Annotated in this window: 15 protein-coding genes; 4 read left to right on the forward strand and 11 right to left on the reverse strand. The window is 40.3% G+C overall.

Features of this window, described 5'->3' with window-relative positions:
• Positions 1 to 29: 29 nt before the first annotated feature.
• The 11 genes from DYH63_RS03910 to DYH63_RS03960 form a co-directional block, all read right to left on the reverse strand.
• The gene (locus DYH63_RS03910; RefSeq protein WP_116787562.1) at positions 30 to 782 is read right to left on the reverse strand and encodes an SDR family NAD(P)-dependent oxidoreductase; all 753 of its coding nucleotides are present in this window, start codon (positions 780 to 782) and stop codon (positions 30 to 32) included.
• 139 nt (positions 783 to 921) lie between these two features.
• Positions 922 to 1,203 (reverse strand): ArsR/SmtB family transcription factor, encoded by a 282-nt coding sequence (locus DYH63_RS03915; RefSeq protein ID WP_116787563.1) that lies wholly within the window; start codon positions 1,201 to 1,203, stop codon positions 922 to 924.
• 44 nt (positions 1,204 to 1,247) lie between these two features.
• Positions 1,248 to 1,799, reverse strand: a complete 552-nt coding sequence (locus DYH63_RS03920; RefSeq protein ID WP_116787564.1) for a cupin domain-containing protein — start codon at positions 1,797 to 1,799, stop codon at positions 1,248 to 1,250.
• Positions 1,799 to 2,323 carry a hypothetical protein gene (locus tag DYH63_RS03925; RefSeq protein ID WP_116787565.1) on the reverse strand — a complete coding sequence of 175 codons (525 nt, stop codon included), beginning with the start codon at positions 2,321 to 2,323 and terminating at the stop codon, positions 1,799 to 1,801. Before DYH63_RS03925 ends, DYH63_RS03920 begins: the two co-directional genes overlap by 1 nt.
• 5 nt (positions 2,324 to 2,328) lie before the next feature.
• Complete coding sequence (locus DYH63_RS03930) at positions 2,329 to 3,123, reverse strand: TrmH family RNA methyltransferase (RefSeq protein ID WP_116787566.1); 795 nt, start codon at positions 3,121 to 3,123, stop codon at positions 2,329 to 2,331.
• 68 nt (positions 3,124 to 3,191) lie between these two features.
• Entirely contained in the window at positions 3,192 to 4,061 is an 870-nt protein-coding gene (locus tag DYH63_RS03935; RefSeq protein ID WP_116787567.1) for a hypothetical protein, read from the reverse strand.
• A 24-nt stretch (positions 4,062 to 4,085) separates the two neighbouring features.
• Positions 4,086 to 5,417 (reverse strand): DUF58 domain-containing protein, encoded by a 1,332-nt coding sequence (locus DYH63_RS03940; protein WP_116787568.1) that lies wholly within the window; start codon positions 5,415 to 5,417, stop codon positions 4,086 to 4,088.
• Positions 5,417 to 6,475 (reverse strand): AAA family ATPase, encoded by a 1,059-nt coding sequence (locus tag DYH63_RS03945; RefSeq protein ID WP_116787569.1) that lies wholly within the window; start codon positions 6,473 to 6,475, stop codon positions 5,417 to 5,419. The genes DYH63_RS03940 and DYH63_RS03945 overlap by 1 nt, the downstream gene beginning before the upstream one ends.
• A complete protein-coding gene (locus DYH63_RS03950; RefSeq protein WP_116787570.1) occupies positions 6,472 to 7,659 on the reverse strand; it encodes a DUF4350 domain-containing protein in 1,188 nt (395 codons plus the stop codon). The genes DYH63_RS03945 and DYH63_RS03950 overlap by 4 nt, the downstream gene beginning before the upstream one ends.
• 1 nt (position 7,660) lies before the next feature.
• Entirely contained in the window at positions 7,661 to 8,479 is an 819-nt protein-coding gene (locus DYH63_RS03955; protein WP_116787571.1) for a DUF4129 domain-containing protein, read from the reverse strand.
• A 5-nt stretch (positions 8,480 to 8,484) separates the two neighbouring features.
• Positions 8,485 to 9,471 (reverse strand): stage II sporulation protein M, encoded by a 987-nt coding sequence (locus DYH63_RS03960; protein WP_116787572.1) that lies wholly within the window; start codon positions 9,469 to 9,471, stop codon positions 8,485 to 8,487.
• Between the two features lie 23 nt (positions 9,472 to 9,494).
• On the opposite strand from DYH63_RS03960, the gene DYH63_RS03965 reads away from it, so the two are divergent.
• From DYH63_RS03965 to DYH63_RS03980, 4 genes are all read left to right on the forward strand, one after another.
• A complete protein-coding gene (locus DYH63_RS03965) occupies positions 9,495 to 10,238 on the forward strand; it encodes an RDD family protein (protein WP_116787573.1) in 744 nt (247 codons plus the stop codon).
• Positions 10,239 to 10,414: 176 nt separating this feature from the next.
• Positions 10,415 to 12,340 carry a LysM peptidoglycan-binding domain-containing protein gene (locus DYH63_RS03970; RefSeq protein WP_116787574.1) on the forward strand — a complete coding sequence of 642 codons (1,926 nt, stop codon included), beginning with the start codon at positions 10,415 to 10,417 and terminating at the stop codon, positions 12,338 to 12,340.
• A gap of 3 nt (positions 12,341 to 12,343) precedes the next feature.
• Positions 12,344 to 12,754, forward strand: coding sequence for an OsmC family protein (locus DYH63_RS03975; RefSeq protein WP_116787575.1), 411 nt, complete (start codon positions 12,344 to 12,346; stop codon positions 12,752 to 12,754).
• Positions 12,755 to 12,772: 18 nt separating this feature from the next.
• Positions 12,773 to 14,455: a T9SS type A sorting domain-containing protein gene (locus DYH63_RS03980; protein WP_116787576.1), complete on the forward strand. Its 1,683-nt coding sequence runs from the start codon at positions 12,773 to 12,775 to the stop codon at positions 14,453 to 14,455.
• Positions 14,456 to 14,593: the final 138 nt, after the last annotated feature.

Consider the following 14,593-nt stretch of genomic DNA (forward strand, 5'->3'; position numbering starts at 1 on the left):
AGACACTGAAAAAACTAAAAAACAAGAATTTATAATAACCCCCCGGATACGTTTATTACTTCTCCGGTAATCCATGCAGATGCATCGCTTGCCAGGAATGTAACTGCACGTGCAATGTCATCTGGCTGGCCTACGCGACCCAGTGGCGTATTTGATACAAGATGGGTTTCAAAATCGCTGCCTGCAATACCCGCTGTATGTGTGCCCTCTGTAACGGTAAAGCCCGGGGCTATTACATTTACACGAATGTTTTTAGGGCCAAGCTCTTTTGCGAGAGATTTTGTAATACCATCCAGCGCACTCTTGGTAGCTGAGTAGACCGCAGCACCGGCAAGCGGATTCTGGCCTACTACAGAGCTGATGTTTATAATGCTGCCGCCCGTTTTAGGGAAATGTTTTAATGCGTATTGAGATGCGAGTATGGGACCATAAACATTGGTGGTAAACTGGCGGTCGTATTCCTCTTTTGTAATGTCTTCCAGATTATCAAATTTGTAAACACCGGCATTGTTAACCAGTATGTCTACACGGCCATATGTTTTAACGGTTTCTTCAAACAGGCGTTGTATGTCGTCTGTGTTTGTTACGCTGCCCTGCACGGCAACGGCTCTGCCGCCATCTGATGTTATTTGGCTCACGGCCTTATCTGCACCTGCTTTATCTGATGCGTAATTTACGGCTACTGCCGCACCTGCTGCTGCAAGGCTTTTAGCTATTCCGGCTCCTATGCCTTTGCTGGCTCCTGTTACTATGGCTACTTTTCCTTCTAACTGTAAACTCATTGTGTTTTAAAAAATAAATTAATTTATATATTTATATTTATCTATGTATTTTGATTAAAAAAAGGGCAGAAGAAGCCTGCCGGTTTGTTATCTAATTACACTGCAATATTACGTAATAAATTAATATATTTAAATTTTTCTATGTATTATTTTCAACCAGCGAGTTTAAGAAATTTATATACTGGCCAAACACCTCTTTATCAATGGTGTATTTAATGTTACGGCCTTCTTTTTCAGGTATGAGCAATCCGGCATCTACAAGCTGTTTGATGTGATGTGAAACAGATGGCTGTGCCAGTTCTATCATTTCGCAAATTTGCGCACACGGCATCCATTCCAGTTTTTTTACTTCCTGCATAATGCGTAGCCTGTGCGGGTCACCCAGCGCTTTAGAGATGCGTTCTATTTCTTTTGGCTTCATATTCAATTGAAAAATGCAAATTTATCAATTTAAATCGTGATTACCTAACGGCAATATTTTTCGAGTAATTGCTGCTCTATGCCCTTTGCTACCGCTTTTTTATAAAACAGTCCAAAAATGGGGGCAATAACTTTAGCCAGCGGGTTAGAGAAATGGGTATCGCCCCATTTGTACATTATGGCCGTATGGTAAATACTTTTGGGTATTTGGTTTTTGGTTACCGTAAGTCCGTCATTAACCAACCCGAACATTGCCTTTAAAAAATTTTCAAAATGAGGCTGGGCGGGGGTAAGTTTTACACGAAATACAATGGTTTGGGTAGTGTCATTATAAAAACGGTGGTGGCTGTTTGGCTCTACGACATGGTGTTGCCCTGGTAAGAGATGTAGCTTTTTTTGGCCTTGTTGTAAACCAAGTTTACCCGTAACAGCAAAAAACTCCTCGGTAAAGCCGGTATGATAATGTAACGGATTGCCCCCTCCGGGTGTAAGGCTTACCTCAAAAAAGGTATGTTTACCATTAGTATCGGCGGCGCTTTCAAGTATCGTAGTGTACTCACCGTTTATAGGGTTGTGGTATGTTTTAGGTTCAGGCATTAATTACAGCTGAATTCGCATTCAATTTTTTTGAGCTTGCCACCCCTAAAGTAAAATTTCCACTCGCAGTCGGCATCAGCTTCTGCGGGCATCAGCGATATTATATTTGTAGGCTCATCATTTTCATCATAGTCAGTAATCATGATCAATGCTGCATCCGGATAGGTTTTACTAAAGCTTTTAAGCGTGGTAGTATGGTCAAACCAATCGTCTTTTTGCTGCATGTACATATTTTTTCTTGGCGAAAAATCCAGTTCCCTAAAGTTCATTATACCATTGTCAAGCTCATAACGTGCCCCTTTGTAGTACACCATTTTTACATTGGCTTCATCTTCGCTACCGCAGGTTTGGCCGGCTTTTGGTGCTGTAATGCTGTCTGCTCTTTTATAGGCTTTCTGAAAATCGGACAACGATATGGTAAGGGGTATTTTATTGCTTACTAATGCCGTATCCCAACTAAAAAGTTCTTTGTCCTGGGCAAAGCTGAGTAAGGGCAGCAGTAAAAAAAGTAATCGTATTTTCATGCGTATTATAGTTCAAAATTGCGTTGGCGTTTTGCCTCAAATATCAGTATAGCTGCTGCTACAGATACGTTCATAGAGTCAATTTCACCCTGCATGGGTATAATAATATTTCTTGTAGCAGCATCGCGCCAGGCCTGGGTAAGCCCCGTAGCCTCAGTACCTACTACAAGCGCACTGCCTGTAGTATAATCCTGCTCATGGTATAACGCCGAATCTTGTAATGTAGCGCAGTAAATATTTATATTTTTTGATCTCAGGTAGGCAATAACCTCCTCTGTAGTGCCGCTGGCTATCTGGTTTGTAAAGAGGCAGCCTACGCTGCTGCGCACTATATTGGGGTTGTATAAGTCTGTTTTAGGGTTTGCAATAATAACGGCATCCAGCTTTGCGGCATCGGCGGTACGCAGCATTGCCCCCAGGTTGCCGGGTTTTTCCGGGGCTTCCATTACTAAAATAAGCGGATTTTCCTTAAGCTGAAGATCTTTGAGGTTAAGGTCTTTTGTCCTTGCGATACCTATAACACCTTCGGTACTATCGCGATAGGCAAGTTTTTGGTATACCTCACGGTTAATTTCAATAAGACCCGCACCAGATCCTGATAATTGCGCTACCTGCGATTCGTTTATCATATCAGATACAAACAATACCGTTTCTATTTCATAACCACCTTTACGGGCAAGTTCCAGTTCACGCTGGCCCTCGATTAAAAAAGTGCCGGTTTGTTTTCGGGCTTTGGCTTTATCCTGTAATTGTACAAGTTGTTTTATGAATGGGTTTTGGGCACTGGTAATTTGTTTCATGCAGAGAATTGATTGTTGCAAATTTACCTTAAATTTTCAAATGCATTGCTGTTTCTTAGGCGCAGGTTTTAAATTACGCTCCGTTTAAAGTGCAGTTCAGTATTAATTGCATCAAGATTATTACGGCCTTCAAGCAATTGCTTTATATATGGAGTAGTAGGGCTTAATGGGTAACTCGTAATGAATTCTTCAAATGCTTCCTTAATTTCAGGATACAATTTATCAGAGTCATGCTCACTGGTAGGGGTGTTATCGTAGCCATTTAAATAAGCGTCTTGATATAGCTTATACCATCCGGTACCTTTTTCTATCAGGTTACTTTCAGGATAATTCAACGTAAAGTTTTCCCAGTTTATCAACCTTTTCCCCAAGTCCTGCCAGGAGATATTAATGGCTGCATCAGCCTGATAAAGAGTTTTGTCGTCTTCGGCAAGAATATCAATGTAAGCCTTATAATCTTTAGTTACTTTATCCGAAAAGATGTTTTTGTAATAATCAGGTACTGTACGCACTTCTGCCACACCCTCACCAATCTCCCAAATTTCAAGCCCGGTTTTTTCCAGTATACTGCTCTTGATTTTTACTTCTTGATCTGGCTTGTCGTTATTAGTGCCCGAAAAATGCGTGTAGTATTCATCAAGCAGGTTTGCTTCCTTTTCGCTGATTTTACCTATAAGCTCATTGTTCTCAATGATAAGCTTGTCATACAGGGTGTTAGCTTGCTGAGGCGTTGCTGTATTTACCTGAATTTTAATTTTATCATTTGCTTCTTTAAATTGTGCAACTGATTTTTCAAGCCATTCAATATCAAAATCCTGTCTTTTTATAGACGTTGTGTCCTGTGTAGTTTGTTCTTCTACAACAGATATAGTAGTATTATCGGTATCTTTTTTACACGAAAGAAAGCATAATGCAATTATAAAATAAAAATAACGCATGGGCTAAAGTATTTAAATTAGATGTTATAAAATGCCCCTGGCCTTTATTTCCAAGTATTTGTTTATACTATCTATGGTAAGATTTTCGGGCTTTGTAAGCAAAGAGTATATACCGTATTTTTTAAGTTCGTTTACAATAAGGCGCTTTTCAAAAACAAACTTTTCTGCAATAACCTGGTCATAAATTTCCTGTACTTTACCTGCCTTTTTGTTTATCAGTGCGTCAAGTTCTACATTCTCAAAAAACACGACAACCAACAGATGGTTTTTAGCAAGCCCTTTTAAATAGGGAAGCTGTCTTTTGAGTCCGTCCAGCGTTTCAAAATTGGTATACAATATCATAAGGCTACGCTGCGTAATGCTTCGTTTAACTTCGCCATACAACCTGCCAAAATCGCTCTCAAAAAAATTGGTGTTTACATTATACAGGTTTTCCTGTATTTTTTGCATCTGTCCCTGGCGCCTGTCTGCGGGGGCAAAATTTTCTACCTGCCTGCTAAAGGTAAGCATGCCTGCCTTATCCTGTTTTTTAATGATAACGCTGCTAAGTACCAGTGCTGAGTTTATGGCATAATCTAAAAGGCTAAGGCCGTTAAAAGGCATTTTCATTACCCGGCCGGTGTCTATGGCAACATAAACGCTTTGCGAACGCTCATCCTGAAACTGGTTTACCATTAGTTGGTTCTTCTTGGCCGTGGCCTTCCAGTTTATGGTGCGTATGTCGTCTCCGGAAACATATTCTTTTATCTGCTCAAACTCCATGGTATGCCCCAGGCGGCGTATTTTTTTAATGCCGTATTCAAACAACTGGTTACTAAAAGCCATAAGGCTGTATTTATTAAGCTGCTGGTACGATGGGTAGGTAGGCACCATTTGGCCTTGGCCAAAAGTAAAACGCCTTGCTACGAGCCTTAGCGGGCTGGATACATATACATTTAGCTTGCCAAAATGATATTCGCCGCGCTGCGTAGGGCGCAGAAAGAACCCAAAGGCAATTGTTTCGCCCGATGGCACATTTCTGAACACCTTAAAGTCGCGCACCTGAAACTGAAAAGGCAGTTCGTCTATAACCTTAACCCTTGCCGGAAAGTTGTAGCCATTTTCAAGATTTACGGTTACCTGGTTCTCATCGCCGTTACTAAACTTTTCGGGCGTGGTACGCCAGGCTGTAAAGCGGTGGTTGCTTACAAATACCAAAATAAAATCGATAAACAGTAACCCAAAGAAAAGGTAGGTAAGTATCCAGGTGGCATTGTATAACAACGGGAAAAGATAGGCCAATAAAAACAGTGCCAGTATACCCATAAAAAGGTAAAAGGCAAAATTGTTTATATAGATGCTTTTAAGCCACTTCATTAACGCGGAATTTCTACGGTATCAATAATCTGTTTGATGATCTGGTCGCCGGTAAGGCCCTCCATTTCGCGCTCCGGGGCTACAACCACGCGGTGGCGCAGTACCGGTATGGCGGCATCTTTAATATCATCAGGTGTTACAAAATCGCGCGCCCTTAAGGCAGCAAAGCCTTTGGCAGCATTAAGGATGGCTATAGAGGCACGCGGCGATGCCCCAAGATACAAAAATGCATTCTCGCGGGTATTGCTTACTATCTTGGCAATATATTCTATAAGTTGTGGTTCTATGATAACCTGCTTAACAATGGATTGGAATTTTAAAATGTCCTGCTGAGAAATTACAGTTTTAATATCACCAAGCTTGTCATTACCCTTAAGGGCATTTTCGCGTTGTAGAATTGCTATCTCCTCGTTAAGATCAGGATAACTGATGGTAATTTTAAACAGGAACCTGTCTAATTGCGCTTCAGGCAGGCGGTATGTACCTTCCTGCTCTATGGGGTTTTGTGTGGCAATAACCAAAAATGGCGCCTCCATTGTATAGGTGTGGCCTTCAACAGTTATCTGGCGTTCTTCCATAACTTCAAAAAGTGCAGCCTGTGTTTTTGCCGGGGCACGGTTAATCTCGTCGATCAAAACGAAGTTAGAAAATACAGGGCCTTTCTTAAAGCTGAATTCTGATTTAGAAAGGTCGAATACCGATGTGCCCAGTATATCACTCGGCATCAGGTCTGGCGTAAATTGTATGCGGCTAAAGTCAAGCGATAGTGCTTTGCTCAGCAATTTGGCAGTAATGGTTTTAGCTACTCCGGGTACACCTTCTATAAGTACATGGCCGTTGCTTAGTATAGCAACGAGCAACTGGTCTATCATTTTATGCTGGCCTACAATCACCTTGCCCAGTTCCTGCTTTATAGCATCTATTCCTGCCCTTAGTGCGTTAAGGTCAAGACGGTTGGTAAAGTTTAGCGTATCGCTTTCCGGCTGTGTTGGTGTTGTGTTTTCAGGTTGGTTAAAACCTTCCGGCTGTTCGTTATCGTGTTTTTCAATATCTATCATAACCTTAGTTTTTCGATGGCGTTGTTTATTGCTATTACATCAGCTTCTGAACTGAGTATTTGTTGGCGGTGTTTTTTTATAAGGCTTACTGCCTGTTGTATGTCCTGTATGCTTTTACCGGTTTTTTGATGCAGCCTTTCTACAAAGGCATCATCAAGGCTATAGGTGTCAATAAGGTAATCTGTGCGCACCTTTTCTAAAAAGTAAATTATCTTTTTATCAATGATTGTGTGGTGGTTACCTTCCTGAAAATAAAGGTTACCTATGGTTTTTGTAAAATCTATGGTAGTATTAGTTACCGGGTGTATAACCGGCACTACACGCTGCCTGCGCCTGGCATTAAAAAAGATAAAGACAATGAGCGCCAACAAACCCAGATACCAAAAAGAGCTAAAGGCTGGCTGCTCCAGGAAATTGGTCAGCGTAGTATCACGGTTTTGTGCCGTAGCGTTACCTACCTGCCACAGTAGCCTGCCTGTGGGTATTTTTGCAGCAATAGCCTCTGCATATTGCCAGGTGTTTTTAGTAAGCAGATAATAGTTTGTAAATACCTGTGGTTGTGTGTGCAGTAGTATGCGGCCATAGCCAAATTTTGCCTGAACATAGTTAGGTACCACAGTATCTTTTGTATGCTGGTAGCCCAGTATGGCTATGCTGTCGTTACCCGTTGCAAGGCTGTCAAAATAGTTATGTCCGTGCCCTTCTTTATACCAATATTTGTTTTTACTGTTTTTATCGAAGGTAAGTGCGATAGAGTCAACAGGATTCAGGTCTCTAATGCTAAGCCCAAGGGTATCCAGTATAACCTCAGGAAAATTGTTCATGCTAAGCAATACCGTGTTACCGTGTGCTGCATAGTTAAGGAGCTCTTTAGCTGATGCGCGATCTATATCGTTAGATTCATAAATATTAAGATAAGTGCCCTGACTATAGTAGGTATTAGTCTCATAATCATAATCTTCCTCAAGATATTCATAAGGGCTTATAGATATCTTCTCAATAGTATCTCCCTTAAAAAGATCAGGGGCCTCTTCATTAAGTACATAAAGCCCAAGCGGTATTTTATTATTTATAGAATAAGACGGCCTCCAGTTAAGCTGTTTAGGCTCATAGGCATCTGCAATGATTGCTATTACAACAAACACAGCAATAATAGAGAATATGGTAATAAGCGCCTTTTTCATGTTATAATGTATTTAGCGTTTTTTTAAAGGCTTTTTCTGCTTTTGCAAAAGCCTTCTCATCAATATCAAAATCGCCATACCAGCTGTGGTCATATACATAAGACAAGTAACGGAAATCGTCACGCAGGCCATTGTTTTTTATTTCGTAGTAATAATCAGTGTTGGTCTTATCCCAGTTCCAGGTTATTATTTCGCGTGCCGATAACTTTTTAAGCAGCCACAGGTAGTAATAACGCAATGCCAGCCTATAATTATCTTCTTTTTTAGTTTTTTCTATCAGCGATGCAAAATCCATTTCGTGAATGTTTCCGGCTTCTACATCGGTAACAGTAATTTTTTTATCTGCACGGCCAAATATCCACAGCCCGTTTTTTTGCAAAACAGCCCGTGCAATAAAATATACCACAACCAGTATTACGAGTATCCATAATGATTTTATGAGCCAGTCTGCAATAGCAGAACTTTTTCCTGCGTGTTGGGTATTGCCCGGGCCAAACAGCATTTTAAGTATTTTTCTTATCCATGCAAAAAAACGTGTTGCCCAGTTCTCAGTTTCGGGTTTTTGCTCGTAATCAAAATCGTTTCCGGTATATTTTTTCTTAAATCCGGGGCTAAATTTCCTGTTAGTATAGGTGGCGGGCAGGGGTGGGGCAACAGTTTGTTTTTGATAAACCGTGTCATCTGTATAGCTATAATCGGTTTGTTCGCTATATTGTATGCTGTCTGTTACAATTTCAGAAATTGTATCTGCTTCCTCCTGCGCTATAAGGGCAGTGGACGAAAATAACAGATAAATACAGAGTAATATTATTCGGGTCACGATGGTTATGCTGGTTTGTTGGCGTGTAATGCTTTTTGCAGCCTGCGGTTTACCCTGAATGGATAAATAAGGTAATACCACGATATGAGGCTAAGCGTAGACAAAATTATAAAAATATTTAGCGACATGGGCATTACAGGAGAATATCGGGTAACAAAACCTTCTATCATTCCGGCGGCAAATATAAACGGCAGTGTACTTGCCCATACTTTAAGGCCGTCTTTAAAACCGCGCTTAAGCGATTCGCCCCTCGAATAGGTTTTTGGGAACAAAATTCCCGCACCAAAAATAATGCCTGCAACAGCGCATATTACAATAGAAAAAATTTCCATGGCACCGTGCAGCCAAATGCCGCGAACACTTTCCCAAAATACTTTTTTCTCGTAAAAAAAGTATTGAAAAGCACCCAGCATAATGCAGTTTTTAAAGAGGAGGTATACTGTGCCAAAGCCACCCAGTATGCCCAGTACAAACTCTGAAGCGCAAACACGCAGGTTATTAAGGGTAATGCCTATAGCACTGCCCCAGTTACTGCCCGATTTGTAAACGGCTACAGGGTTGCCATTCTCTATATTTTCAAGGGTCATGTTTACATAGTCATCGCCCATAATAAGGCGTACAAACCCGGCATCGTGCGCAGCAGAGAAAACGCCTATTAATGTAAACAGGAAAAAGAATAAAAAGGCATACAGCACATAGCGCCTGTTGTTATATACCACAAGTGGTACTTCGGTTTTAAAAAAACGTATAATGCGGTAGCCCTCTTCCCGGCGTGTTTTATAGATCTTTTGGTAGGTAAGAGCGGCAAGGTTATTAAGGTAGGTTACCGTCTTGCTGCGGGGGTAATAGGTTTGCGCATAGGCAAGGTCATTTACCAGATGTATGTAAAGGCTGGCAAGGTCGTCAGGATTTTTTTTTGCATTACCAAAAATAGCCTGCTCAAATTCGAGCCATTTTTCTTTATTTTGTTTTATAAACGCAACTTCTCTCATAAGTAGGGCTAAAAATATAAAATATGTCACAACTATCCATAACCACTACTCAAAATGTTAATATAAATTTTAATACCGCTAATCCCGGAGAGCGTGCGCTGGCTTATATAATCGATGCCGTTATTATATACGCTTATTATCTTGTAGTGTTTGAAGTGATTTTTCCGTTAACAGGGATTCAGGATTTTGTTGCAACGCTCGATCCCTGGAGCGAAATGGCGGTGTATGGCCTTGGTGGTTTGCCTGTGCTGTTTTATGCCTTGTTGTGTGAAACATTTCTTGACGGGCAAACGGTGGGCAAGATGCTCATGAAAATAAAAGTTATAAAAATTGATGGCTACCAGGCTGCCTTTGGCGACTACCTTGTGCGCTGGCTTTTCAGGATAGGTGAAGTTACCCCGCCAATGAGCATCATCGGACTTATAGCAATGATAATAAATAAAGATGACCGCCGCCTGGGCGATATTGCAGCGGGTACGGCCGTGATATCTTTAAAAAGCGATGTTACCATTAACCATACCATACTAAGGGAAATAGATAGTAATTACATACCTGTGTATCCGATGGTGATAAAACTTACAGATAATGATATGCGCATTATTAAGGAAACCTATGACTCCAGCTATCGCCAGGCCGACTTTGAGATGATGGAAAAGCTTAAAAATAAAATAGAGACAGTTACAGGTATAAAATCGGTTAGCCAGAGTGCTACTACATTTGTAGATACAGTGCTTAAAGACTACAATTACTACACCCAAAATATGTAGGTAAAAACTTTAAAAGTATGGTTTGTTGGCAATAGGCTGTTGTTGTGTATGCATATACTTTTAATGCAGATTAAGCAGGGGCTTTTAACTTAAAATTAGAAATAAAATTCGCAGATTAGCCGTTACAAAATGTACCTTTGTAGCGGTTAATTAATTTATAAAATACATTTACAGGCATGAAATATATACTGGTTATCGCGTTTTGGCTTACGCTGTCTTTACCTGCTTTTGCGCAGGACTATAAAAAGCACACGGTAGAAAAAGGCGAAACGGTTTTGAGCATCAGCAAAAAATATAAGATAACACCTTATGATATTTACCGCCTTAACCCCGATGCTAAAAACGGGCTTAAAACAGATACTGTTTTATTGATACCTAATAATCCGGTTAAGCCCTTACCTGCAGGAGCCGAGGTAAAAGCAAAGCCCACTAAAGTTACAAATACCGTGCATACCGTAGTGGCGGGCGAAACCCTTTTTAGCGTTGCTAAAAAATATGGCGTTAGCGTTGCCGATCTTGAAAAAGCCAATGCTGGGCAAACAGCCGGAGGCTTAAAAACAGGGCAGGAGCTTATTATACCTGTTAAGGGCAGCGGTGTAGCCGCACAAGCAAAAGTGGCGGAGAAGCAAATTGCCAAAAAGCAGGAAACTGCTTATATGTACCATACGGTAGAAGCAGGGGAAACAAAATTTGGGATTGCCAAAAAATTTGGCATGACGGTGCAGCTTATTGAGGAACTAAACCCAGAGGTAAAAGATACGTTGCCATTAGGCTTTAGGCTTAAGCTTGCAAAAAATGAGGTAATAGCCGAGTCTAAAGTAGCCGAGCCGGCAGAAGTAGCAAAACCGGTAGCTGCAAGTACAGGTTATAAAACATATACCGTGCAGCCAAAAGAAACACTTTACAGCCTTACAAAAAGTACCGGCCTTACCGAAGATGAGCTAACAGCCCTTAATCCTGAACTTAAAGGCGGACTTAAGGAGGGTATGGAAATTAAACTTCCTGCTGGGCTAAACATAGCGGTGGCTGTGCCCGGTAAAATAAATAATCTAAACGCAACGCTAAATAAAGATACTCCTAAAAAACTGGCACTTTTACTGCCATTTAATATGAGCAGTATTGAGAAAGACACGGTGCGCAGTAAAAAACTCCGTACAGATAAGTTGCTTAACCTTACCCTCGATTTTTATGCCGGTGCCCTCGTGGCTATCGACTCTGCAAGGGCTATGGGTTTGCCTGTTAATGTAAGTATACTTGATGCTAAAGAGACTACAAAAACATCTGATGTTGCCGGTCTTAAAAGCAGCCTTACCGGTACTGATGCCATTATAGGGCCATTCTTTCAAAATAATGCAGAGAGTGCTGCGGCACTTTTTCCTAATGCAGTAGTAATATCGCCGCTGGCTAAAGAGGCCGGGCATACATATCCTAACCTATATTACTCTATTCCGTCTGACGAGGCCATGCGTACCGCGCTTTTTGATTATGTAAAAGGCAAAAATGGCAATGTGGTAGTAATTACCGACAGTAAAAAAGCAAGTGCACGTAGCTTTATAAAAACAAACTACCCTGAGTTCAGGATGCTGGAGGGTGCTATAACCGGCGACGGTATACGTGCCCTGCTTGTAAAAGGAAAAACAAATTATGTTGTTTTAGATACCGAAACACTTAGCAACATTACCGGTACGCTTAAGCTGCTGGATGAAGCTACGGTCGAGTACAACATACAGATGGCTATACCGGATAAGACCGATAAATATGACCATGATGAGGTATCATTGCCACGCCTTATGAAACTGAAATTACTGTATCCGTCTATAACCCGCGATGATCAAAGTGCACAAACCGCTTTGTTTGCCAAGGTGTTCCGCGAAAAGAATGGTTACAATCCTACGCCTTATGCTACCCGAGGTTTTGATATTACCTTTGATACGTTGTTGCGTTTGTTTCAGCCTGAAGGCTTAAAGGATGCCATGGCAACAAAAACATCTGTACAGGTAGAAAATAAGTTTATATACCTGCCGCAAAATGGTGGTAACTTTAATAACGGCGTTTTTATAATGCAGTATAATGATGGATTAACCGTAACCGAAGCACAATAAATCATGACATCTAAAGTAACATACCTGGGCGATCTTCGCACATCTTCAATACACATACAATCGGGCAACGAGATAATATCTGACGCGCCGGTAGACAACAACGGCAAAGGCGAAGCTTTTTCTCCTACCGATACCGTAGCAAGTGCACTGGCCAGCTGTATGCTTACCATAATGGGCATCAAAGCCCGCGATATGGGTGTGGCTATAGAAGGTACAACTGCTGAGGTTACCAAGCTAATGCAGGCCGCTCCCCGAAAAATATCGGGCATTAAAATTATCTTCAATATGCAAAGCGATGCAGATGAAAAGTCGCGTACCATTTTAGAACGCGCTGCGGTTACCTGTCCGGTTTACCTGAGCTTAAATACTGATATTGAAAAGGATATTGTTTTTAACTGGGGAGATAATATTTGATTCTAAGTTTAAGGTGTAATGATTACATTTGCGCCTCAAATCACTAATCAAATTATTATGCGTTCATTATCTCCTTTATTACTCTTTATTTATCTGTTTTTTTTTAACAGTGTTTTTGCACAAGAACCACCTGTGTTTTCTTGGGCATATACTGCAGAAATACCTATGCATGTCTTTAAAGATGTGAAAACAGATAGCCAGGGTAATGTTTATGCAATAGGTTCTTTTTTACGAAATTTTACTTTAGGCGGAGTTACGTTTAACACAGTCGGCTATGCTCATGTTGTTGTAACAAAATTTAACCGTGATGGTAATTTAGTTTGGGTAAAACAATTATTTGATCCTGAGTCGTCAGTAAGCGATATGGACTATGGATATGCTATAACTATTGATGCATCAGATAATATTTATGTTGCCGGGTCTTATACAGGTACAGTAAGCTTAGCTGGTGTAGAATATACCTCTGCAGGTGTTACCCCTTTACGAAACCTTTATGTTGCAAAACTAAATCAAGCAGGTGAAGTTATATGGTCTTCTAATGCTATTGCTACAGGTGCAAGTGGATTAGGATTTGTATCTTGTACAGGATTAAATGTAGATTCGTCAGGTAATTTATATATTACAGGAGATTATACCACTAACCTTAGTTTTGGTAGTACAGTTTTAACTACTTCAAGTTCCTACACTACTTCATCAATGTTTTTAGCAAAATATGATGCATCCGGTAATTTTGCCTGGGCTAAAAGTGGTCCAGGGGTTAGTGGCGGCGTAGTAACAGATGTAGCTGGAAACGTTTATGTAGGAGGAGGTAACATTGCAGGCCGTTCTTTCGGACCATTTGCACTTCCAGATGCAGGCTGTGGATTTTTAGCCAAATTTAGTGGTGATGGGGAAGGTATATGGATCAATAAAAATTTTTCATGGGGACCTGAATTTAAAGATATTGATATAGACCGCGATGGTAATGTAATTGCAATAGGCACTTTTACAGATTATCTTACTGTGGACGGTCAAACTTATGATGTTCCGAATACATCTTTTAATTATAATTTTGTTATAAAGTACAATACAGAAGGTGTATCTGATTGGGTAAAGACTTTTGGAGGAGCAACTTCAGATAAGGCAAGTTTAGTAATAGATAGTCATAATAATATTTACATTTCCGGTTTTTATTCTGGTTTACCTTTAAGGATAGATGGGTTTGAACTGCCGCGTTCCGAAACAGGTTTCAAACAATCATTTTTTACAAAATTAACTTCTGATGGCGGTGTGAGTTGGCTCAGGGGACTAAATACTATGGATTCAGGATATGAGTTAAGTGCTGGTATAGATTTAGATTCGGCAGGAAATATATTCGTAGTCGGCAATGCTTATGCTGAAACAAATTTTGATAGTTTGGGGACCACAGCAGGAGGAGCATTTGTTGGTAAGTTGGGTGATTATCAACTTGGTCTGGATGACATCCGGAAAAATCATATTAATTTATATCCTATTCCTGTAAAAGATTATTTGAGCATCGAAAGTGGTGCTGAAATAAAACAAATAAATATTTATAGTACTTTAGGCAAATTGATATATAGTAATGTTATAAATACAGGCAGTTCGGCTAAATTGAATATTGCTGAATTACCGGCTGGATATTATATCTTACAAATAATCGGCGATAATACAAGCTATTGTAAAAAAATACTTAAAAATTAAGCACTTTTAAAAAAGCGCCTTTTTTGAACTGCCCCCAAAAAGTTAGACACTATTTGGGGGTATTTTTATGCCTAAAAATACCTAAAAGTGGGTATTTTTTTGTTTTTGGCAGATGCATAACTTTATTCAAATTATAAA

The organism is Flavobacterium psychrotrophum (assembly GCF_003403075.1).
Taxonomy (GTDB): domain Bacteria; phylum Bacteroidota; class Bacteroidia; order Flavobacteriales; family Flavobacteriaceae; genus Flavobacterium; species Flavobacterium psychrotrophum.